20 protein-coding genes are annotated in these 20,506 nt (G+C 61.7%); 7 read left to right on the top strand and 13 right to left on the bottom strand.

All coding sequences use genetic code 11. The annotated features are described in order from the left end of the window. Positions 1 to 11: 11 nt before the first annotated feature. From NLY36_RS20105 to NLY36_RS20080, 6 genes are all read right to left on the bottom strand, one after another. Entirely contained in the window at positions 12 to 269 is a 258-nt protein-coding gene (locus NLY36_RS20105) for a hypothetical protein (RefSeq protein WP_023699346.1), read from the bottom strand. Between the two features lie 17 nt (positions 270 to 286). Next, complete coding sequence (locus NLY36_RS20100; RefSeq protein ID WP_156933219.1) at positions 287 to 628, bottom strand: hypothetical protein; 342 nt, start codon at positions 626 to 628, stop codon at positions 287 to 289. 460 nt (positions 629 to 1,088) lie between these two features. Beyond that, positions 1,089 to 1,853 carry a hypothetical protein gene (locus tag NLY36_RS20095; protein ID WP_156933220.1) on the bottom strand — a complete coding sequence of 255 codons (765 nt, stop codon included), beginning with the start codon at positions 1,851 to 1,853 and terminating at the stop codon, positions 1,089 to 1,091. 474 nt (positions 1,854 to 2,327) lie between these two features. Beyond that, positions 2,328 to 3,515 (bottom strand): helix-turn-helix domain-containing protein, encoded by a 1,188-nt coding sequence (locus NLY36_RS20090; RefSeq protein ID WP_023736109.1) that lies wholly within the window; start codon positions 3,513 to 3,515, stop codon positions 2,328 to 2,330. A gap of 167 nt (positions 3,516 to 3,682) precedes the next feature. Further along, positions 3,683 to 4,282 carry an SOS response-associated peptidase gene (locus NLY36_RS20085; RefSeq protein WP_023696660.1) on the bottom strand — a complete coding sequence of 200 codons (600 nt, stop codon included), beginning with the start codon at positions 4,280 to 4,282 and terminating at the stop codon, positions 3,683 to 3,685. A gap of 68 nt (positions 4,283 to 4,350) precedes the next feature. Next, complete coding sequence (locus NLY36_RS20080; RefSeq protein WP_023711382.1) at positions 4,351 to 4,614, bottom strand: DUF982 domain-containing protein; 264 nt, start codon at positions 4,612 to 4,614, stop codon at positions 4,351 to 4,353. A 498-nt stretch (positions 4,615 to 5,112) separates the two neighbouring features. On the opposite strand from NLY36_RS20080, the gene NLY36_RS20075 reads away from it, so the two are divergent. Beyond that, positions 5,113 to 5,571 carry a hypothetical protein gene (locus tag NLY36_RS20075; protein ID WP_023696662.1) on the top strand — a complete coding sequence of 153 codons (459 nt, stop codon included), beginning with the start codon at positions 5,113 to 5,115 and terminating at the stop codon, positions 5,569 to 5,571. A 91-nt stretch (positions 5,572 to 5,662) separates the two neighbouring features. Here the strand turns inward: NLY36_RS20075 and NLY36_RS20070 are convergent, their stop codons facing one another. Continuing rightward, on the bottom strand, positions 5,663 to 5,872 hold the full coding sequence (locus NLY36_RS20070; RefSeq protein ID WP_023696663.1) for a DUF768 domain-containing protein: 210 nt from the start codon (positions 5,870 to 5,872) through the stop codon (positions 5,663 to 5,665). A 27-nt stretch (positions 5,873 to 5,899) separates the two neighbouring features. Beyond that, entirely contained in the window at positions 5,900 to 6,061 is a 162-nt protein-coding gene (locus NLY36_RS20065) for a hypothetical protein (protein WP_023696664.1), read from the bottom strand. Positions 6,062 to 6,210: 149 nt separating this feature from the next. Here NLY36_RS20065 and NLY36_RS20060 point away from each other — a divergent pair, with 149 nt between their 5' ends. Beyond that, positions 6,211 to 6,963 carry a pseudouridine synthase gene (locus tag NLY36_RS20060; protein ID WP_023696665.1) on the top strand — a complete coding sequence of 251 codons (753 nt, stop codon included), beginning with the start codon at positions 6,211 to 6,213 and terminating at the stop codon, positions 6,961 to 6,963. 22 nt (positions 6,964 to 6,985) lie between these two features. Here NLY36_RS20060 and NLY36_RS20055 read toward each other — a convergent pair whose 3' ends face one another. Together NLY36_RS20055 and NLY36_RS20050 are read right to left on the bottom strand one after the other, a co-directional pair. Next, entirely contained in the window at positions 6,986 to 7,567 is a 582-nt protein-coding gene (locus tag NLY36_RS20055; RefSeq protein WP_023687390.1) for a histidine phosphatase family protein, read from the bottom strand. A 138-nt stretch (positions 7,568 to 7,705) separates the two neighbouring features. Then, positions 7,706 to 9,040 (bottom strand): dicarboxylate/amino acid:cation symporter, encoded by a 1,335-nt coding sequence (locus tag NLY36_RS20050; protein ID WP_023681916.1) that lies wholly within the window; start codon positions 9,038 to 9,040, stop codon positions 7,706 to 7,708. Between the two features lie 230 nt (positions 9,041 to 9,270). On the opposite strand from NLY36_RS20050, the gene NLY36_RS20045 reads away from it, so the two are divergent. The 3 genes from NLY36_RS20045 (at position 9,271) to NLY36_RS20035 (ending at position 13,008) form a co-directional block, all read left to right on the top strand. Beyond that, a complete protein-coding gene (locus NLY36_RS20045; protein ID WP_023736110.1) occupies positions 9,271 to 11,130 on the top strand; it encodes a sensor histidine kinase in 1,860 nt (619 codons plus the stop codon). Next, positions 11,127 to 12,476, top strand: coding sequence for a sigma-54-dependent transcriptional regulator (locus NLY36_RS20040; RefSeq protein ID WP_023736111.1), 1,350 nt, complete (start codon positions 11,127 to 11,129; stop codon positions 12,474 to 12,476). The genes NLY36_RS20045 and NLY36_RS20040 overlap by 4 nt, the downstream gene beginning before the upstream one ends. Before the next feature lie 184 nt (positions 12,477 to 12,660). After that, on the top strand, positions 12,661 to 13,008 hold the full coding sequence (locus NLY36_RS20035) for a hypothetical protein (protein ID WP_032885862.1): 348 nt from the start codon (positions 12,661 to 12,663) through the stop codon (positions 13,006 to 13,008). A 17-nt stretch (positions 13,009 to 13,025) separates the two neighbouring features. On the opposite strand, the gene ggt is transcribed toward NLY36_RS20035, so the two are convergent. The 3 genes from ggt to NLY36_RS20020 form a co-directional block, all read right to left on the bottom strand. Then, positions 13,026 to 14,765, bottom strand: coding sequence for a gamma-glutamyltransferase (ggt, locus tag NLY36_RS20030; RefSeq protein WP_023736112.1), 1,740 nt, complete (start codon positions 14,763 to 14,765; stop codon positions 13,026 to 13,028). 140 nt (positions 14,766 to 14,905) lie between these two features. Further along, positions 14,906 to 16,198 (bottom strand): L-rhamnose catabolism isomerase, encoded by a 1,293-nt coding sequence (rhaI, locus tag NLY36_RS20025; RefSeq protein ID WP_023736113.1) that lies wholly within the window; start codon positions 16,196 to 16,198, stop codon positions 14,906 to 14,908. Positions 16,199 to 16,305: 107 nt separating this feature from the next. Then, positions 16,306 to 18,408, bottom strand: coding sequence for a bifunctional rhamnulose-1-phosphate aldolase/short-chain dehydrogenase (locus tag NLY36_RS20020; protein ID WP_023736114.1), 2,103 nt, complete (start codon positions 18,406 to 18,408; stop codon positions 16,306 to 16,308). Between the two features lie 183 nt (positions 18,409 to 18,591). Here NLY36_RS20020 and NLY36_RS20015 point away from each other — a divergent pair, with 183 nt between their 5' ends. Together NLY36_RS20015 and rhaS are read left to right on the top strand one after the other, a co-directional pair. Beyond that, a complete protein-coding gene (locus NLY36_RS20015; protein WP_023669662.1) occupies positions 18,592 to 19,395 on the top strand; it encodes a DeoR/GlpR family DNA-binding transcription regulator in 804 nt (267 codons plus the stop codon). A gap of 48 nt (positions 19,396 to 19,443) precedes the next feature. After that, the gene (gene rhaS, locus NLY36_RS20010; RefSeq protein WP_023669661.1) at positions 19,444 to 20,439 is read left to right on the top strand and encodes a rhamnose ABC transporter substrate-binding protein; all 996 of its coding nucleotides are present in this window, start codon (positions 19,444 to 19,446) and stop codon (positions 20,437 to 20,439) included. Positions 20,440 to 20,506 lie beyond the last annotated feature (67 nt).

Raw genomic sequence — 20,506 nt, 5'->3', positions numbered from 1 at the left:
CTGGCCAAGTTTTAAAAGTTGAGGTCTTTGAGGAATTCCCGCTCGGTCTTGTCGGCTCGAAGCGACTCCATTTCCGAGTGAGTACGCGGAAGGATGAACTGCCCGTCGAACCCCACACGAGGGGTCTTGATGCCCTTACGACCGTAGTCGACTACGAATGAAAGATCGTGCGTAATTGGCTGCGAATCCAGGCACCAAAGTGGGCGAGGTTTATAGCCTGAATAGCGGAACTGCTCGTGATGAAAATGGTCGTCGAGCGTCTGAGTCATGCGTGTGTCGGGAGGCCTTACAGCGATGACGGGATATGCCGCCCGTCATTGTTCACGATGGTGCGAAAGTTGTCTTTGTGGCGCTTAAAAACTGGATAGTCGGGCGTACAAATCCAAAACGGCATTTTGATCGTCGGTATGTTCTTAGGCTTCTTAAAACAGCGTGTCAGAATTTGCGAATAGACCTTCTCCACCGTTTCCTGCATCTTCTTGTTGACGGTCGATGTCGAGCCGCTGAGGTGGTTGAACTGGAAGGTGAGCAGCGTCGCTGTCGCGCCGCACACCATTCGCTCTTCTACCATTGAGGTGTATCCGTACGTTAGGTCCTCGATCATTTTCGGTGTCAGCTCTATAGCCATCGTCTCCTCCTTGGGTTGGTTGGTTGTGATGGGGTTGTCCTCCCGTGTGAGGTGTCTTCGTGGGTAGTGGGGGTCGGTGGCCTGCCTCCAATACCGTGTTGCCGTAGCCTCCTCAGGCAGCCCCAATCGCCTCCCACCGACAAACACAGCCATGTGCGGGTCCAGTGGAACCGACATCCGAAAGGGTGAAGAACAGGTTGGCTATGCGTGGCGATTCCGCGCGTGGCGTGACTGTTCGATGTTCGACAATTGGGATTGGGCCGTGGCTGGCAATGAGCCTTTACCGGCGACCTCGGCGCGTTGCCAAGACATCGCGACGAGAGGCAGGTTAAAAAGAGGCCGGCGGAGCTTTAGCTCGACCGGCCTTTGAAGAACGTCTTAACTGCAATTTCGGACCGTCCGAAATGATCGACGTCGACAAGTTTGCCTGCGGAAAAACGGCTCGGCTGACCGTGATGACCTAGTCGCGAGGGTCTGGGTCAAGGAAGGCCTCGTTGATAGCAATCTTGAAGGGATTCCCAAGGCTGATAACCCGAGCCCGCAAAATGAAATCCTTGTTCCTTTCCAAACCAAGAAAGGGCTGCGTGTTGCCAACGAACTCCACCTTGATGGAGCCATCGTAGTGCGCCCGCGTCGTCGTCGGCGTATCGGCTTTTGATGCCTCTGGTTTGTTTGCAATCTTGCTATCCAGTTTGGATTGGCAGGTAGCTTTGTTAGATGGACTATTAGGCTTGCTCGGTCGCGTACGGTGGCCGACAATCTTCTTTTTTTCTCGCTTCGACGAGGCACCAGTTGCAGCGAGTTTCTTGAGTGTACTTCGCTTCAAATGCTCTTCAAGCTCCTCAACCTCGACGCCTTCGTTGAGCAGCGCCTGCACCGCGCGACTATAAAGGCTGGCATTCTTGGCCGCGGCGCCTCCCAGACCAAAAATCCAACGAAAAACATGGTAGAGATATTTCTTACCATTGGATGGTGGCGCGTTGTCGCCCCACTTCGGCTCGTTAATGAAATCCGCCCACGCACGCGGCCCCCCTTGTCTGATTTCTTGGGCCACAGACGTGGCCTGTACGATGCAGAGGCGAAGGCCGTCATTGCGGAGGTCCTCGTAGGTTCCGATAGCCCTTTCAATGCCGTTAAGTTGCTTTGCAACCGAACTTTCGGGAGGTTGATTGTGTCCGAGGACGGCTCGCGTATTGGGTAATTGATTCGGTACAGTCGGTACCATTGTTGCTGACTCCTTTAAACTTGGAGTCGAGCCGCCGACGAGCATCTAAATGCCGTTCGCCAGCCCGACTCATGCTGAGTTAGGACTTGACGAGACGGGCCGTTCGGTCATCCGGAGGCGGTGTGAACGCCGTTGACCATGTTCCTGCTGACCGAGCAACTACAGAACAGGGATCGCTGTCTCTAAGCTGGGCCAAGGGAGCCCTGCTCACGCTCGTTGAGCGAGGCGGCATCTGCCGCGACCTTCCTCGTAAGTCAGAATCACGTAACTTTCAAGATGGGAACTGAGCGTTCTTGAGGCAGCAACGCATCCGAGGCGCAGGCTTATAGTAGACTTTTCTACACGCCGGTGTTACACAGCGAGTGCAAATCGGTCAGCCGCGTCGTTGATTTTGTTGTCTTTTTTCAGCGATCTGCCCATTCCGCCTCTGGGCACCAACATTTTCAGGTCCATTCCGGACACATAGGTTACGGTTTATATCGGAGACATGGGTAACACTTTTGGCCCGAAGGGGTTTTGGAGTGGTTCGAGCCTGCATGTCTCATCATCGAAGAAGCCCAAATCATAATCCATGAAGGAAGCCAGCCAGATATGGTCCTCGACCTGTTTGATGCCGACGGTCTGGCCGGCAAAGACGAGGCTGAGGTTGATCTTCTTGCGATTGTAGCAGATGCGGCCGCAGGTGGTGACGGTGACGGCCTTGTCGTGAAACGGATAATCGAGATCCGGCAGGCCGGCATAGATGCGCGGTGACGGCGTGTAGCGCTCGGCTGGACAGGCCATGTCGAGCGCCTGATGTGGGCGTTCTGAGTTGAACTCATTGATGAAGTCATCGAACCTGGCCTGCTGCTGCAGGAAATTGGCGCCAGCCGGTTTGGTGGTTTCCTTCTTGAGAGTCAGGTGCATGCGCTCATGGCGCCCGTTCTGCTGCGGACAGCCCGGCTGGATGCGCTCGATGTCGATGCCCAGGCGCAGCCACCAGACCGACAGTTTGCTGAGATTGAACAGCGCGTTTGGGCTGGCAAAGGGAACGCCATTGTCGGTCCTGATGGCGCTGGGCAGGCCGAACTCTTTGAAAACGCTCTCGAACACCGTGAAGGCATAGGCTTCCTTGGTAGTCGACAACGCCTCGCAGGCGATGAGATAGCGGCTGGCGAACTCGGTGATCGTCAGCGGATAGCAATAGCGCCGATCGGCGAGCATGAACTCGCCTTTGTAGTCGGCACACCACAGATCGTTGGGCCGATAGCCGTTTGAAAGTGGTGTTCCCATCGCCCTGTTGCGCCTTCGCTTGCGGCGCTCGACCAGGCCATGGCGGTCGAGAACCGCATGCACCGTCGAGATCGCAGGCCGGTGAACGTCAGGATACAGCCGGGCCAACCGTTCGCGTATCTTTGGCGCACCCCAGGTCGGCTTGTCTTGCTTGAGGCGCACAATCAGCTTCTCGATTTGAAACGGAAGCTGATTGGCGTGGCGGTAGGGTCGGCGTGATCGATCCGTCAGCCCCTCAAGGCCACTGTCATTGTAGCGTGTGAGGATCTTGTAGCCGGTCTTGCGCGAGATATCGAACTCACGGCAAAGCACCGGTATCTTCTCGCCGTCCAGCAGCCGGGCAATGAACTTCAGCCGCTCTTCCATGACGTTACACTCCTTCCAAGGCACCTTGCCCTCCTTGCAAAGGGCCGAAAGTGTTACCCATGTCTCCGGAATGAACTGTCACCCATCTCTCGGGCCGCTCACTGAACATCAAGGGCTTGACTTCCTGGCGCCGCACCGACGGATTCCTGATTTCGGCCTGCCGGCTGTGCCGGCAAGCCTGCGCAACCGAGTTATGAACTTTCGGGGCGCACGGTCTCCACGCGCAGCGAGCCGGCTGGAAGCGGCTGCAGCAGTCCGGCTTCCGGCTTCGTCAGACTGAGCCAAGCCGCCCAATCGCCGGGCCGAAGCACCACGACCTGCCGACTGTGATAGGGCGCAATATCCGGTCCAGGCTCGGTTGTCAGCATGGTGAAGGTTGGCGGCTTGTTGCCGCTAGCTTCACGCCAAAGCCCTGCGATGGCCATGAACGGCGAGCCGTTGAGCGTGAAGCGATGCTTTGCCTTCGGATACTTCGTGCCCGTGAACTCGAAGAAGGCGGATGCCGGAACGAGGCAGCGTTTGCTGCCGGCGAATTGCCTGCCTTCGGAGCGGAAGTTGAACACTGGTCCGCCTTTCGGTCCGGCCGGTGGAAATCCGAACGTCATCGGCGTCAGTTCGACAGCGCCGGCGTCGCCGGCGGCGCGCATGATCGGGGCCGGATCATTGATGTGGATGTCATCAACCTGCGGCAGGTCAAGTTCCGTCTGGTGGGTCGGGATCTCGAGTGCCAGCGACTCCAGCATCCGGCAATACTCAGCCCAGAGAATATGCTGCTCATAGTCGTTGCACATGGAAGGCTCCCGACCGGTCTGCCAGTTTACGTTACGCAAACAAAGAGGCGATGGAAAGCCGTGGCCGTTCAACCCTCGCGGTCGCGCTCGACCAGTATATCGGCCTCGATCGCCGCATTGACGAAGGCAGCGCGGGCATAGTGCGCCTCTTTCAGGCCTTCGAGAACGCCGAGGCAGGCCTTGCGGGCGGCGACGTGATAGCGGCCCGTCTTCGCGGGCCAGCGGTTCATCAGGATGTCGGCGGCCTGCGCCACGCGCCCCACCTTGTAGATCGTGTTTCCGGACCTGCCGAGCGCCACGCGAACCGGCTCATCGACATGCTGGTCTTGCATGCTTCCCCTCCCGAACGCGATCGCGAGTCAATTCGGCATGCACTGAAATGGTTCCAGAAACGAAAGAAGCCCGCCGGCCTGAGCCAGCGGGCTTTCTGTTGATCAGCAAGTCTCGCGCTCAGTGGAGCTCTATATCAAGTCTCGTCAGTGGATGGCGGAACGTCAATGGTTCCGCCGCCACCTGACGTAGGCGAAGCAACATGCGCCGCAAGTTTGCCCTTCCGGTGCAGGACCGGCTTTTCGTATACTTTTTTTCATTGAAATATGCCCCAAGGCCCAAACGCCCGGCGCAACCCGCGCCTCCATCAGCCCAATGTCAACCAAATACGAAAACCGGCGCAACGCGAATGACAGGCTTGCCGCGATAGGAGATGGCGGCGTCCAACATTTGCCGCCCAATGAAATCACTTTGCGCGCATCGGCCAAATGGCGGATTTGATTTGCTTGGTGATCCCGTCTGCCTAGGGCAAACTGCCTGCCGGGGCTGCAGGAGGAGAAATGCGAGCACGCGCAGCTACGATCGGCGATCTCGAAAGTGTCTTCCGCGATCTGTCCACGCGGATGTCGGACGAGTATGTGGCCGCCGGCAAGGACAGCAAGGTCGCCTACGACAATCTGATGATGAATTTGAAGGAAGGCCGGGCGCACGCGCTGGTCGACGGCGACAAGACGGTGGCGATCGTCGCCTGGCACGAAAACAGCGACGCCGCCGACACGCTGTTTGCCGCGCAGGAGGGTTTCTTCAGCGCCGCGACGGTCCGCTTCTGCAGGCGCCACATCCGCCACATTCAGGCGCTGGCCGGCAACCTGCCCATCCACTCGCGCAGCTGGCTGCAGCGGGCCGACGTCGGCAAATGGTTCCGTGTCATCGGTTATGTCGAACGCGGCCGGGAGAACGGCGCCACTGTGTTCGAATTGCCGCCGGCACGGGGAGCGTCAGCTGCGCGGGCTGCCTAGCGCTGGGCACCCTCGGATGCCATCACCGAAAAGCCCACCGCCAGGATGGCGATGGGCCGATATTCGCCTGCGATGGGCTCATATCGGGGGCTCAGATATCGGGCTGATCGAGTGCCTCGAAAATCACCCGTTCCAACGAACCGAACTCCTCTTCGATCTCGCTGACCTCAAGGCCTAAATGCCGAGCATCCAGGGCAGCTCGCGTGGTCAGGGTTCGAGCCGTTGCCTTGTTGGCAGGCAGTTCGCCCGGCAGGTGCTCGTGGATCCAGCCCTGCAGGAAATCAACGCCGCGCTCGCTCATCGATTTATCCCTTCCTTTATCTGGGGATCATTCACCCAGAATGACCCCAGAAGCGACGATCTGAGCCGTCAGGCTGGTGAGCCTGCCTCGCTTCACGAGCGTCGGTTTTTCGTAGATTCTCTTCATGGCGGTGCCTTTCGCGACAAATCGCTCGTCGGCAACAACGTCTCTCGCGGGGCTGCGTTCCATGGCGGGCTGTTGAGCCCGACGCCCTGACACATCGTATTTGAGAGCAGCCGCGCTCCCGCGAACTGGTGATGTTGGTGCCGCGGCAGGTTGCGAAGCCAATGCGGGGCGTGGCATTTGTCGATGCCGATCATTGGGATGGCAAGCAGGACATGGCACGGCCACCAGACATCGCCCAACACCAGGCCCCGAGCGCAGGCGTCAGCCTGAACCGGGCGCTTTCCAAACTCGGCCTGTGTTCGCGCAAGCAGGCCGAGCTGCTGATCGCCGAAGGGCGCGTGCAGGTTGGCGGCAAGGTGGTGCGCGATCCGTCGCTGCGTGTCGATCTCGGCCGCGACCGCATCGCTGTCGACGGCGAGCAGATCGTCGGCGAGGCAAAAGTCTACCTGATGATCAATAAGCCGCGCGGACAGGTCACCACGCGCGATGACCCGCAGGATCGTGGCACCGTCTATGACTGCCTGGTGGAACTGGAGTTGCCTTTCGTGTCGCCGGTCGGCCGCCTCGACAAGGCCAGCGAAGGCCTGTTGCTGATGACCAACGACACGCGCTGGGCCAACCGCCTGCTCGATCCGGCCTCGCATGTCGCCAAGACCTATCATGTCCAGATCGGCACCGCGCCCGACGAAGCGATGCTGGCGCGCTTTCGCGACGGAGCGATCGTCGACGGCGAACTGCTGACCGCAAGTTCGATCGAACTGCTGCGCAGCGGCGGCCGCACTGCCTGGCTGGAAATCGTGCTCGACGAGGGCCGCAACCGCCAGATCCGCCGCCTGCTCGGGGCATTCGACATCGAGGTGCTGAGGCTGGTTCGGGTGGCGATCGGCGGTTTGCAGCTCGGCGAGCTCGCCAAGGGCAAGGCGCGGCATCTGACATCGGAGGAATTGGCGGTGCTCGCGCGTTAAGAGGCAGGCTTGCTGAGAAACACTACTTCTGGTTCCACCTGCGTATCACCGGCTCGCTCAGATCGTGCTCATAGCCGAGGATGCTGAGGCTCGCGGTATCAAGCACGAAGTGCGCACCGCCTTCGGGTGGCAGACCGAGCCAGCGCGCGGCCAGCACGCGCAGGAAATGCGAGCTTGAAAACACCAGCACATTGCCCTCGATTGCCCGCAGCCCGGCGATGATCCTGTCGGCCCTGGCACCAACATCCGCTACCGACTCGCCGTCGGGACAGCCGTCACGGAACAATTGCCAGCCGGGGCGCTGCACAAGAATCTCCTTGGTCTTAACGCCCTCATAGGCGCCATAGTCCCATTCCTGCAGGTCGTCCTTCTTGACGGCAGCAGCGCCGAAGCCGGCAAGCGTGCAGGTGCTGAAGGCGCGCTGCGACGGGCTCGACCACACCGCCTGGAAGGACAGATCCTTGAGCCGGTCCGCCACGCCGCGAGCCGCCGCCTCGCCCTTTGCCGTCAACGGTATGTCGGTGCGGCCGGTGTGTTTTCCCGAAGCGCTCCACTCCGTCTCGCCGTGACGGACCAGATAGATCTCGGGGTATGCACTGCTCATTCGCCGGCCTTTCGGTTGAAAACCGCCGACATCCTAGCCGGGAAGCTTTGGCCAACACCAGCCGCCATGCGCGCCAAAACAAAAGGCCGCAACGGGCGAACCGGCTGCGGCCTTGTGGCGAACGTCTGCGTTCAGTAATCAGGCGGGCTGCAGATCGCCCGACAGCGCCAGGTCGGCTTCCTCGGACAATGTGCCGGCCATGGCGGCGGCGAACTTGGTCTGGTCGAGTTCGCCTTCCCAGCGCGCCACAACAATCGTCGCCACTGCATTGCCGACGAAGTTGGTCAGCGCCCGGCATTCCGACATGAAGCGGTCGACCCCTAGGATCAGCGCCATGCCGGCAACGGGTACCGTAGGCACGACAGAGAGCGTGGCGGCCAGCGTGATAAAGCCGGCGCCGGTGATGCCGGCGGCACCCTTGGAGCTCAGCATGGCAACCAGCAGCAGCAGAATCTGGTCGCCATAGGTGAGCGGCGTATCGGTCGCCTGGGCGATGAACAGCGCCGCCAGCGTCATGTAGATGTTGGTGCCGTCGAGGTTGAAGGAATAGCCGGTCGGGATGACCAGGCCGACCACCGAGCGGTTGCAGCCGGCGCGCTCCATCTTGGCCATCAGGCCGGGAAGAGCGGCTTCCGAGGACGAGGTGCCGAGCACCAGCAGCAGCTCTTCCTTGATGTAGCGGATCAAGGCGAGGATCGAGAAGCCGTTGTACCAAGCGACAGCGCCGAGCACGACCAGCACGAAGAGCAGCGACGTCAGGTAGAAGGTGCCGATCAGAAAGGCGAGGTTGGCAATCGCGCCGATGCCGTATTTGCCGACGGTGAAGGCCATGGCGCCGAAGGCGCCGATGGGGGCGGCCTTCATCAGGATGGCGACCAGGCGGAAGATAGGCGAGGTCAGCGCCTGCAGGAAATCGACGACCGGGCGGCCGCGCTCGCCGACCAGAGCGAGAGAGATGCCGAACAGCACCGAGAAGAACAGCACTTGCAGAATGTCGCCTTGCGCGAAGGCGCCGGTGATGGTGTCGGGGATGATGTTGAGCAGGAAGCCGACGATGGTCGTGTCATGCGCCTTCTCGGTGAAGGTGGCGACCTTCGAGGGGTCGAGCGTCGCCGCATTGATGTGCATGCCGGCGCCCGGTTGGACGACGTTGGAGACGACCATGCCGACGACCAGCGCCAGGGTCGAAAAGACCAGGAAATAGATCATCGCCTTGCCGGCGACGCGGCCAACCTTTTTCAGGTCGGAGACGCCGGCAATGCCGGTGGTCACCGTCAGGAAGATGACCGGCGCGATCACCATCTTGACCAGCTTGATGAAGGCATCGCCGAGCGGCTTCAGCGAAGCACCGAGTTCGGGATAGAAATGACCGAGCAGCACGCCGGCGGCGATCGCCGTCAGGACCTGCACGTAGAGATGACGGTAAAAGGGTAGCTTGCCGCGCGGTTCGGCGGCAGCGAATGCTGGCTGCATGACGTCCTCCATGGCGCCCCGATCGAAAGCTCGACCTCCCGGGGCAGTTGTTTTCCGCAGCCTTGCGACTGCTGTATTGGTCACTGCAACTGCCGTGCCAGACTGTGCGGCATACCGCAGCCATTGATTTTGTTGGGTATTCGTCCGATCGAGGCTGCTGCCGCTCAACGCAAGTGCGGACATCCGCATGACTGAATTGTGCTTTGTGCGAAATCATGCACAAATAGGGAATGCTGCAACGCCCTGCCGCGGTCCTGTCGCCGACGCCCGAGCAACTCGGCAAACGCGCGCGTCGCGCCTGGCTGCTGTTTGCGGCGATCGCGCTGGTGATCGTTGCCACGGCGCTCACCGGCGCCGGCCTCTACGCGCGCCGCGCCGAGGTCGCGGCACTGGCGGCGCAAGGCCGCACCGATGCCAATCTGAAGGTTGCGTTGCTGCGCGCCGTGCTGGAAAGCCCGCGGGCGCTGCCGCTGCTCTTGTCCGAGGACCAGCAGGTGCATGACGCCCTGCAGAACAAGGGCGCTGTCACGATCGACGTGCTCAACCGCAAGCTCGAAGGGCTGGTCTCCGGCACCAAGGCTTCGGTGCTTTACGTCACCGGCGTCGACGGGTTTGCGATCGCCTCCAGCAACTGGCGCGAAACAACCAGCTTCGTCGGCAACGACTATGGTTTCCGCGCCTATTTCTCCGGCGCCATGCAATCGAGAACGGCCGAATATTTTGCGCTGGGCAACATCAGCAAGCGCCCGGGCCTCTATATTTCGCGTCGCGTCGGCAATGCGGCGGCACCGCTCGGCGTCGTCGTCGTTAAGATGGAATTCGACCAGCTTGAAGCCGACTGGCATGAGGCCAACCGGCCGGCCTATGTCAGCGACGACCACGGCGTCGTGCTGATCACCAGCGTGCCGTCCTGGCGCTTCATGACCACCGCGCCGCTGACCGGCCCGGTGGCTGCCGCCATCCGGAGCAGCCAGCAATTCGGCAACGCGCCGCTGATCCCCTTGCCGATCACACGCCCCGAGGCATTGAGCCCTGACGTGTCGATGGTGCATGCGATAACACCGGGCGGCAGCGATGCCGAATATCTCAGGCTTTCGACACTGGTCCAATCGACGCCATGGCGGCTCGATTATCTCGTGCCGGTCGAAGCGCCGATCGCGGCTGCGGTGCGTGAGATGCGGCTGCTGGCGCTGGGCGTCGTGGTGCCGTTGCTGGCGCTGGCCGGCTATCTCCTGTGGCGCCGTCAGTCGGCGCAGATGCGCATCGCTGCCGAACAGGCAGCGCGCATCGAGCTCGAGCGCCGCGTCGTCGAGCGTACGCATGACCTCAGCCTGGCGCGCGACCGGCTGCAGGCCGAGATCACCGATCACCGCAGCACCGAAGCCAAGCTTCAGGTCATGCAGCAGGAATTGGTGCAGGCCAACCGTCTTGCTACCCTCGGCCAGGTTGCCGCCGGCGTCGCGCATGAGATCAACCAGCCGGTGGCGACCATCCGCGCCTATGCCGACAATGCGCGTGTGTTCCTGGAGCGCAAGCAGACCGCCTCGGCCGAGGAGAACCTTGGAGCGATTGCCGCGCTGACCGAGCGCATCGGCGGCATCACCGAAGAGTTGAAGGTCTTTGCCCGCAAGGGGCGCACGGCAGCCGAACCGGTCGAACTGCGCGGCGTCATCGAGGGCGCCGTGGTGCTGCTCAGAAGCCGCTTTGCCGGCCGGCTGGACGCGCTCGATATCACGCTGCCGCCGGTAACGCTCAAGGTGATGGGCAACCGGCTGCGGCTCGAACAGGTGCTGATCAACCTGTTCCAGAATGCGCTGGAAGCGCTGGACGGGCGCGACGGCGCCAGGGTGCAGGTGTCGGCCCAGGAGACGGCCGACGGTGTGGCGCTTGCCGTCGCCGACAATGGGCCGGGCATTTCGCCTGCCATCCTCAAGTCATTGTTCACGCCGTTCAACACCTCGAAGGAAAAAGGCCTCGGGCTCGGCCTCGTTATCTCGCAGGACATCGTTGCCGACTATGGCGGACGCATCGAGGTGGTGAGCGGCCAGGCCGGCACGCGCTTTACCATTCACCTCGCCAGGGCAGCATGATGGACACCGCACCGGTCGTATTGATCGACGACGATAGCGAATTGCTGAGGGCCACGCGGCAGACGCTGGAACTCGCTGGTTTCTCTGTCTCGGCCTTTGCGGTGGCGAACGAGGCGCTGGCCGGGCTCGACGCCAATTTTCCTGGCGTGGTGGTGTCCGACATCCGCATGCCCGGCATTGACGGCCTTCAGCTCTTCGACCGCGTCTTGCAGCTCGATGCCGACATTCCGGTCATCCTGGTCACCGGGCATGGCGACATCGCGGTTGCGGTCAAGGCGATCAAGGATGGCGCCTACGACTTCATCACCAAGCCCTTCGCCGCCGACCGGCTGGCGCAAAGTGTGGCACGGGCGGCGGAAAAGCGCCGGCTGGTGATGGAGAACCGCGCCTTGCGCGAAAGCGCCGAACAGGCGCAGGACGGCCTGCCGCTGATCGGGCAGACGCCGGCGATGGAGCGATTGCGCCGGACGCTGCGGCAAATCGCCGATACCGATGTCGACGTTCTGGTGACCGGCGAGACCGGCTCCGGCAAGGAGGTGGTGGCGAGCCTGCTGCATCGCTGGAGCCGCCGCGCCAGGGGCAATTTCGTGGCGCTGAATTGCGGCACGCTGCCGGATACGGTGATCGAAAGCGAACTGTTCGGCCATGAGGCCGGCGCCTTCACCGGCGCACAGAAGAAGCGCATCGGCCGCATCGAGCATTCGAGCGGCGGCACGCTGTTCCTCGACGAGATCGAAAGCATGCCGGCCTCGACCCAGGTGCAGATGCTGCGGGTGCTGGAAATGCGCGAGGTGACGCCGCTCGGCACCAATGAAATCCGGCCGGTCGACCTGCGCGTCGTCGCCGCCGCCAAGGTCGATCTCGGCGATGCCAGCCGGCGCGGCGCCTTCCGCGAGGATCTCTACTACCGGCTCAATGTGGTGACGATCTCGATCCCGCCGCTGCGCGAACGCCGCGACGACGTCGCCCTGCTGTTCTTCTACTTCGCCGAGCGTGCAGCCGCCCGCTTCCGCCGGCAAATGCCAGCCGTGCCTGCCTCAGTGCACCGCCATCTGAGCCAGCACGACTGGCCGGGCAATGTGCGTGAACTCGCGCATTTCGCCGAGCGTTTCGTGCTTGGACTGGAGGAAGCGGCGCAAGCGCCACCTTCCGCCCCGGCGGAGCCGGATGACGCCAGCTCACTGCCGGAACGGCTGGAACGCTATGAAGCCAATGTCATCCGCGAGGCGCTTGGCCGCAATGACGGCGATGTCCGGCGCACGATTGAAGCGCTCGGCATTCCGCGCAAGACCTTCTACGACAAGCTGCAGCGGCACGGCATCGTGCGCAGCGATTTTTCCAGGTAATTCATTTTCCAGGTATTCAGGCGTGTGGACCCGAAAGCAGGGTAGATTTTGTGAACCGGCGCAAAAAAACCGTGGCAAGTCGGCATCAGAAAGTGTTGAAGACCGCATCGGCGGCCTTCGGCACGGCGCGATCCGGTTGCGCTCGGCAGATGTTGATGATTTGTTGCCGGTCAGCGGAGAATGAATGATGCGAGAACCTGTCGGTCAAGATGAATATGGATCGACCAACCCGTTCGATCCGGACGATCTGACGAATTTGAACGCGATCGGCCCGGCCATGGGCGGCGGCAACGACTTCGAGAAATACGCCGTTGCCGTGATCATCGTCTTCGGCGCGCTGATCATTGGCGGGCTGATGGCCGCTTCCATGACCTTTGGTCACCGGAACGGCTTCCTGTTTGCGCTTGGCGGCGCAACCGCGGCCTGGATATCGGGCAATGCGCTGCTCCTCGACCGTCCTCGCATCTACGCGGCGTTCGTTGTGATCGCGGCGCTGATGCTCGTCGGGTCGACGCTTACGCTCGTCCTCTGATCAATCTCTTGTTGTGATCAGTAGCCAATCGCCTCGCCGGATGCGGCGCGGCTGTCGATGGCGCCGTTGTAACGGGCGCCGCCGCCCTTCTCGATTTCCGCCAGGCTCTTGCCGCCGACAAGAATGCCGGCAGCCTGACCCCAGGTAGAATCCGCGAGATCGAGGTGGTAGCCCATGCCGGCCAGCAGTTTTTCCGTGTCGGGCGACAGGCCGAAGGGTTCGACATAGATCGTGTCGGGCAGCCATTGATGGTGGATGCGCGATGCGTCGATCGCCTCCTGGATGTTCATGCCGTGGTCGATGACGTTGACGATGGCTTCCAGCGTGATGGTGATGATGCGCGAGCCGCCGGGGCTGCCGATAACCATGAACGGCTTGCCGTCCTTGGCGACGATGGTCGGGCTCATCGATGACAGCGGCGTCTTCTTCGGCTGGATGGCATTGGCCTCTCCCTGCACGAGACCGTAGAGGTTGGGCACGCCAGGCTTCTGGGTGAAATCATCCATCTCGTTGTTGAGCAGGATGCCGGTGCCGTCGGCGACCACGCCGGCGCCGAACGAACCGTTCAGCGTATAGGTGACCGCGACCGCATTGCCGTCATCGTCGATGATTGAATAGTGCGTCGTTTCCTTCGACTCGCCGAAGCCCTTCGGCATCAAATCCTGCGAGACGCCGGCGCGGAACGGGTCGATCTTGTCGCGGATCTCCTTGGCGTAACCCTTGTCGAGCAGTTTCGAGACCGGATTGTCGACGAAATCGGGATCGCCGAGCGCCGAGTTGCGGTCCACATAGGCGTAGCGCATCGCCTCGACCATGACATGCACGGTCTCGGCCGAGCGGGCGCCGAGATAAGACAGCGGGTAGCCCTCCAGCACGTTGAGGATTTCGCAGATGATGACGCCGCCGGAGCTTGGCGGCGGCGAGGACGTGATCTCATAGCCCCGATAGGTGCAGCTCACCGGTTGCAGCTCGCGTACCTTATATTGCTCGAAGTCTGAGTTGACCAGAATGCCGCCCTTGGCGCCGCTCGCCTTGACGATGGCGTCGGCGATGGCGCCTTTGTAGAAGGCGTCGGCGCCTTTTTCGGAGATGGCGGCGAGCGAGGCTGCAAGATCGGGCTGGAGGAAACGCTCGCCGGCGCCATAGGGTTTGCCGTCCGGCTTCAGGAAGATGGCGGCGGCGGCAGGGTCCTTCGCCAGCCGTGCGGCATTGCTTGCGAATGAAGCAGCGTCGCCCTGGTCGAGGATGAAGCCATCCTTGGCATAGGCAATTGCCGGCGCCATCAAATCCTGGCGTGGCAGCGTGCCATATTTTTCACGAGCCATCTCGAACCCTGCCACGGAACCAGGTACGCCGACCGCGAGGTAGCCATCAAGGCTGGCGCCCTTCACCGGATTGCCGTCCTTGTCGAGATACATGGTCTTGGTTGCCGCCAGCGGCGCGCGCTCGCGGAAATCGAGGAAGGTCGATTTGCCGTCCTTGAAGCGGATGGTCATGAACCCGCCACCGCCGATATTGCCGGCATTAGGGTAGACGACGGCGAGCGCATAGCCGACGGCGACCGCCGCATCGACGGCATTGCCGCCCTTCTTCAGCACCTCGACGCCGGCTTCCGACGCCAGATGCTGGGCGGTGACGACCATGCCGTGCTCGCCCTTCGCAGGTTGAGGCGATGCGGCATGGAGCGCGCCGGATGGCGCGAGCGCAATTGCGAGCGAAAGGGTGACGCCAATCAGCGTCCGGCGGGTCAAGGGCATGGCGGTGCTCCAAGTGCGGTGTGCCTAGAAGAGCTACATGGAGCGGCCGAGTCCATCATCAATATGAGCGAACACATATTGGTGTTCGCCTGCCGGCAGAGGCAAGCTAATCTCCCCCCCGTGGTGGAGATTAGCCAATCTCAAACAATCCCGCCTGACCCGCCCACAACCGCCGGCCGTTCCGCCGCGACCTTCGCCCGGTAGCCCGCCGCGCGATATGCGGCGACTGGATCAATGGCGCCGCCTGTGTTCAGCCGCGCCATGGCCAGGATCGGCTCGACATCGGTGCGGTAGGCAGCTTTCAGCGTCTGCGTCGCCATCAGCGCATCATTGCCGTCTTGGAAACCCTCGAGCGCCTTGCGGTCGACCAGCAGCGCCTGCGCATAGGCGCGCTGCACCTCGACTGCCGACAGCATCAGGCTTTCGATCGGGTCGGTGACGTTGTGGCTCTGGTCGAGCATGTGGGCGGGGTCGAACCCTTCCGCGCCCGACTGTTCGGCATCGACCAGTTCGTTGAAGACCAGGAACAGCCGGTAGGGATCGATCGAGCCGGCATCGAGGTCGTCGTCGCCATATTTGGAATCGTTGAAGTGGAAGCCGCCGAGCTTTTTGAATTGGATCAGCCGCGATACGATCATCTCGATGTTGACGTTGGGCGCGTGATGGCCGAGGTCGACCAGGCAGAACGCCTTGTCGCCTAACTCCTGCGCGATCATGTAATTGGTTCCCCAGTCCTGCACGACCGTGGAGTAGAAAGCCGGCTCGTACATTTTGTGTTCGGTGAACAGCTTCCAGTCGGCGGGCAGTCCAGCATAGATCTCCTTCATCGCGTCGAGATAGCGCTCGAAGACTTTGGCGAAATTGACCTGGCCGGGGAAATTCGAGCCGTCGCCGATCCACACCGTCAGCGCTTTGGAACCAAGCGTCTTGCCGATCTCGATGCATTCCAGATTGTGCTCGACTGCCTGCCGGCGCGTGCCGGCATCGGCATGCGACAGCGACCCGAACTTGTAGGACAGTTTTTGGTCCCTGGCATCCGAGAAGGTGTTGGAATTCATGGCGTCGAAGCCGAGGCCGAAGCGCGAGGCGGCCTGCTTCAGCCGCTTCGGATCGGCCTTGTCCCACGGGATGTGCAACGAGACGGTCGGTGTCGCCTGCGTCAGTTGGCTGATGACGGCGCAGTCCTCGATCTTGTCGAAAATGTCGCGCGGCTCGCCGGCGCCGGGAAAGCGGGCAAACCGCGTGCCGCCTGTGCCGACGCCCCAGGACGGAATGGCGACGGCGAATTTCTCGACCTTGTCGCGGATGGCATCGATGGCGATGCCGCGGCGGTCGAGGCGTTCGCCGAGCGACGCGTAGTCGCGCTCGAGGTCGGGTTTGCGCTGGGCGTTGTGGCTGGAGACGAGATCGGCGGCGATGATGGTTTCGGACAAGTGCTATTCCTCCCAATGCGTTCAGTCAGCGCTGCCCTTCATCCGGCCCTTCGGGCCACCTTCTCCCCGTATAGTGACGGGGAGAAGAGAAGCGCTCCGCCCTTAACTCAGCGCGTAAAGCTCTGCGCGTTGCCGGCGTCGACGTTGATGATGTTGCCGGTGGATTTGGCCGACATGTCGGACGCCAGGAAATAGATCGCTTCGGCGATGTCTTCGGGAAACACCGAGCGCTTCAGCATCGAGCGCGAGCGGTAGTGTTCTTCCAGATCGTCGGTCGACATCTTGTAGGCGGCGGCGCGCTGTTCCTTCCACTCGCCGGTCCAGATCTTCGAACCGCGCAGCACGGCGTCCGGATTGACGACGTTGACCCGGATCTGGGCTTCCGCGCCTTCCAGCGCCAGGCAGCGGGCGAGATGGATTTCGGCCGCCTTGGCGGTGCAATAGGCGGCGGCATTGGGTGACGCGGCAAGACCGTTCTTGGAGGCGACGAAGACGACATTGCCGCCGATCTTCTGGGCCCGGAACAGCCGGAAGGCTTCGCGCGAGACCAGGAAATAGCCGGTCGACAATATGTCCATGTTCTTGTTCCACAGCGCCAGCGTCGTCTCCTCGATCGGCGCCGAGGAGGCGAGGCCTGCGTTGGAGACGAGAATATCAATGCCGCCGAACTCGACGGCTGTCTGGGCGAAGCCGGAAATCACCTGCTCCTCCGCGGTGACGTTGATCAGCACCGGCCGGACGAAGTCCTTGCCATAGGCTTTCGCCAGTTCGTCGTTGGCGTTGGCAAGTGCGGTCTCGTCGATATCGGCCAGCACGACGCAGGCGCCTTCGCGCAGCAGGCGATTGGCGGTGGCGCGGCCGATGCCGCCGGCGCCGCCGGTGACCAGCGCGATTTGGCCGGCGAGCGACTTCGGCTTCGGCATGCGCTGCAGCTTCAAATCCTCGAGCAGCCAGTATTCGATGTCGAAGGCCTCCTGCGCCAGCAGGCCGACATAGGACGAAACGGTCGAGGCCCCGCGCATGACATTGATGGCGTTGACGTAGAATTCGCCAGAGATGCGGGCGGTGGCCTTGTCGCCGGCGAAGGTGAACATGCCGACGCCGGGCATCAGGTAGACCACGGCGTTGGGGTCACGGATCGGGGGCGAGTCCGGATGCTTGCAGCTGTCGTAATAGGCCTGGTAGCCGACACGGTACTCAGCAATATCGTCGGCGAGGCGCGCAATCACGGCTTCGACGTCGGGCTTCGCTGGGTCGAACTCGATAACCAGCGGGCGGATTTTTGTGCGCAGGAAATGATCCGGGCATGAGGTACCGAGTGCCGCCAGCGGGCGCAAATCCCTGGAGTTGACGAATTCGAGCACAGCGGCGGAATCGTCGAAATGGCCGAGCTTGTGGCTCTTCTCCGAAATCAGGCCGCGGATCCTCGGCATCAGTCTCGCCGCGATGGCGCGGCGCTCAGCAGCGTCTAGCGATTTGACGACTTCGCCGCCGAAGATGGCGAGACCCTCGGAGCGGCGCTCGAACCATTCGATCGCCTGGTTGATGACCGAGATCGTCGTCTCATAGCACTCCTTGGGTGTGTCGCCCCAGGTGAACAAGCCGTGGCTTTCGAGGATGACGCCCTTGGCCTCGGGGTGTTCGACGCAGAATTTCTCCAGCCAGAGGCCAAGTTCGAAGCCCGGCCGCTTCCACGGCAGCCAGCCGATGGCGTCACCGAATATCTCCTTGGTCAACGCCTTGGAATCCTTGGCCGCGGCAATCGCGATAATGGCATCGGGATGCATGTGATCGACGAACGGCTTCGGCACATAGGCGTGCAGCGGCGTGTCGATCGAGGCCGCGCGCGGGTTGAGATTGAAGGTGCAGTGGGGAAGATAGCCCACCATGTCGTCCTCATGCGCGACGCCGCGATAAAGGCCTTTCAGCGCCTGCAGTTTGTCCATGTAAAGCGTGGCGAAACCGTCCAGCTTGATCGAGGCGCTGTCGCCGCCCGAGCCCTTGACCCATAGCACTTCGACTTCGGCGCCAGAGAGCGGGTCCTTCTGCCGGATCTTGGACGAGGTGTTGCCGCCGCCATAATTGGTGACACGCTTGTCGGAGCCGAGCGTGTTGGAGCGATAGACCAGAAGCTCAGGCTCGCTCAGCCCCTTGGCTTTAGCATCGTCCCAAAGGTTGGCAAGGCGCGAGCCGGAGCGCTTGTCGAGCATGATTATCCTCCCTGGGACGCAAAAGGCGCGGTCCATTTTGCCGGAAATGTCTACGCAAGCATCTCGGTTGTCAATCATAAACGATCAAGATCGATCATATTGCACTGCACAATGAAATTATATGAGCGGAAATGATTGACACTGGTGGTTTTCTAGTGCCTCATGACCATGCAGGGAGGAACCATGCACGAAAAAGAGCGCCACAGGATCATTCTGTCCGCCGTCCAGGAAAAGCCTGTGGTGACGGTGCAGGAGATGGTCGACCTGACGGACTCCTCCGAGGCGACGATCCGGCGCGATATCGCGGCTCTTCATGTGCAAAAGCGCCTGCGTCGCGTGCGTGGCGGCGCCGAGGCGATCTCGCCACCGCAGTTCATCGGCCTCGCCGGCCGGCCCTTTTCCGTCAACGAAACGCTTAACGCTTCGCAGAAGCGCGCGATTGCGCGCGAAGCGGTGGAGCTGTGCAAGGACGGCGAACCGATCATCATCAATGGCGGCACCACCACCTTCCAGATGGTGCATTTCCTGACCGGACGCCGCATGCCGATCTTCACCAATTCGTTCCCCATCGCCGAGCACCTGCTCAAGCATTCGAAGAACACCGTCATGCTGTCGGGCGGCACCATCTACCGCGAGCAGAACATCATCCTCTCGCCCTTCGACAATGACGTGACGCGTAATTTCTACGCGCGCCGCATGTTCATGGGCGCTCAAGGGCTCGGGCCGCTTGGCCTGATGGAAGGCGACCCGCTGCTGATCCAGGCGGAGCAGAAACTGATCGACCAGGCCGACGAACTGGTGGTGCTGGTCGACTCATCGAAATTCCGCCAGCGCTCGAGCCTGATCCTGTGCGGGCTCAAGCGCATCGCCACCGTCATCACCGATGACGGCATCGAGGATCGCGAAGCCAACATGCTGGAGGCCGCGGGTGTGACGCTGATCGTCGCCCGCAAGTCGGCAAAGGAAGAATCCTCGCTGCAGGCCTGAGGCCAACCGCAGCGACGATGGAATGCAACGCTCAAGGGAGGAAATACGATGAGCTTTCTGAAGAAATTGATGGTGACGGCCGCGTTCTCGGCCGCCATGTTCGTGAATGCCGCCTATGCCGAGAACGTCAAGATCGCGCTGGTGGTGAAGTCGCTCGGCAACGGCTTCTTCGACGCCGCCAACAAGGGCGCCGAAGAGGCGGCCAAGGAACTCGGCGATGTCGACATCATCTACACCGGCCCGACCAAGGCGACCGCCGAAGCGCAGATCGAAGTGGTCAATTCGCTGATCGCGCAGAAGGTCAACGCCATTGCGATTTCGGCCAATGACGCCGACGCGCTGGTGCCGGTGCTGAAGAAGGCCATGGAGCGCGGCATCACCGTCATCTCGTGGGATTCGGGCGTCGCCAAGGAAGGCCGCCAGCTGCATCTCAACCCGTCCGACACCGGCCTGATCGGCGAGACCATCATCAAGCTGGCCGCCGACTATCTGCCGGAAGGCGGCGAAGTCGCCATTCTGTCGGCTTCGTCGACCGCGACCAACCAGAACGCCTGGATCGACGCGGCCAAGAAGATCCTGCCGGAGAAATTCCCCAAGATCAAACTCGTCGCCACCGTCTACGGCGATGACGATTCGGCCAAGAGCACCGACGAAGCCAAGGGCCTGCTGAAATCCTATCCGAACCTCAAGGCGATCATCGCGCCGACCACCGTCGGCGTCGTTGCCGCTGCCCAGGTCGTCACCGACGCGAACCTGATCGGCAAGGTCAATGTCACGGGTCTGGCGCTGCCGTCGGAGTTCAAGAAGTTCATCGACAACGGTTCCAGCCAGGCGGTTGCCCTCTGGAATCCGATCGACCTCGGCTATTCCGCCGTCTACCTCGCTCATGATCTGGCGGTGAAGAAGGAAGAGGCAAAGCCGGGCGCAACGCTGTCGATCGGCCGCGTCGGCAAGGTCACGCTCGATGACAGCAACTCGGCTGCGATGGCTCCGCCCTTCCAGTTCGACAAGTCCAACATCGAAAAGTTCTCCAAGATCTATTGATCTCGGACGTCTCGGACCAAGCGCGGCGGGACCAAAATCCCGCCGCGACTTTAAACGGACCTTGTTT

Origin of the sequence: Mesorhizobium sp. C399B (genome assembly GCF_030323185.1) — a bacterium.
Classification (GTDB): Bacteria; Pseudomonadota; Alphaproteobacteria; order Rhizobiales; family Rhizobiaceae; genus Mesorhizobium.
This window is presented reverse-complemented; position numbering and strand designations above follow the sequence as displayed.

What these genes read in the sequence shown, in the direction of transcription:
- NLY36_RS20105 (WP_023699346.1), bottom strand. Translation starts at nt 269, where the DNA reads ATGACTCAGACGCTCGACGACCATTTTCATCACGAGCAGTTCCGCTAT.
- NLY36_RS20100 (WP_156933219.1), bottom strand. Translation starts at nt 628, where the DNA reads ATGGCTATAGAGCTGACACCGAAAATGATCGAGGACCTAACGTACGGA.
- NLY36_RS20095 (WP_156933220.1), bottom strand. Translation starts at nt 1,853, where the DNA reads ATGGTACCGACTGTACCGAATCAATTACCCAATACGCGAGCCGTCCTC.
- NLY36_RS20085 (WP_023696660.1), bottom strand. Translation starts at nt 4,282, where the DNA reads ATGTGCAACGACTATGAGCAGCATATTCTCTGGGCTGAGTATTGCCGG.
- NLY36_RS20080 (WP_023711382.1), bottom strand. Translation starts at nt 4,614, where the DNA reads ATGCAAGACCAGCATGTCGATGAGCCGGTTCGCGTGGCGCTCGGCAGG.
- NLY36_RS20075 (WP_023696662.1), top strand. Translation starts at nt 5,113, where the DNA reads ATGCGAGCACGCGCAGCTACGATCGGCGATCTCGAAAGTGTCTTCCGC.
- NLY36_RS20070 (WP_023696663.1), bottom strand. Translation starts at nt 5,872, where the DNA reads ATGAGCGAGCGCGGCGTTGATTTCCTGCAGGGCTGGATCCACGAGCAC.
- NLY36_RS20065 (WP_023696664.1), bottom strand. Translation starts at nt 6,061, where the DNA reads ATGGAACGCAGCCCCGCGAGAGACGTTGTTGCCGACGAGCGATTTGTC.
- NLY36_RS20060 (WP_023696665.1), top strand. Translation starts at nt 6,211, where the DNA reads ATGGCACGGCCACCAGACATCGCCCAACACCAGGCCCCGAGCGCAGGC.
- NLY36_RS20055 (WP_023687390.1), bottom strand. Translation starts at nt 7,567, where the DNA reads ATGAGCAGTGCATACCCCGAGATCTATCTGGTCCGTCACGGCGAGACG.
- NLY36_RS20050 (WP_023681916.1), bottom strand. Translation starts at nt 9,040, where the DNA reads ATGCAGCCAGCATTCGCTGCCGCCGAACCGCGCGGCAAGCTACCCTTT.
- NLY36_RS20045 (WP_023736110.1), top strand. Translation starts at nt 9,271, where the DNA reads ATGCTGCAACGCCCTGCCGCGGTCCTGTCGCCGACGCCCGAGCAACTC.
- NLY36_RS20040 (WP_023736111.1), top strand. Translation starts at nt 11,127, where the DNA reads ATGATGGACACCGCACCGGTCGTATTGATCGACGACGATAGCGAATTG.
- NLY36_RS20035 (WP_032885862.1), top strand. Translation starts at nt 12,661, where the DNA reads ATGATGCGAGAACCTGTCGGTCAAGATGAATATGGATCGACCAACCCG.
- ggt (WP_023736112.1), bottom strand. Translation starts at nt 14,765, where the DNA reads ATGCCCTTGACCCGCCGGACGCTGATTGGCGTCACCCTTTCGCTCGCA.
- NLY36_RS20020 (WP_023736114.1), bottom strand. Translation starts at nt 18,408, where the DNA reads ATGCTCGACAAGCGCTCCGGCTCGCGCCTTGCCAACCTTTGGGACGAT.
- NLY36_RS20015 (WP_023669662.1), top strand. Translation starts at nt 18,592, where the DNA reads ATGCACGAAAAAGAGCGCCACAGGATCATTCTGTCCGCCGTCCAGGAA.
- rhaS (WP_023669661.1), top strand. Translation starts at nt 19,444, where the DNA reads ATGAGCTTTCTGAAGAAATTGATGGTGACGGCCGCGTTCTCGGCCGCC.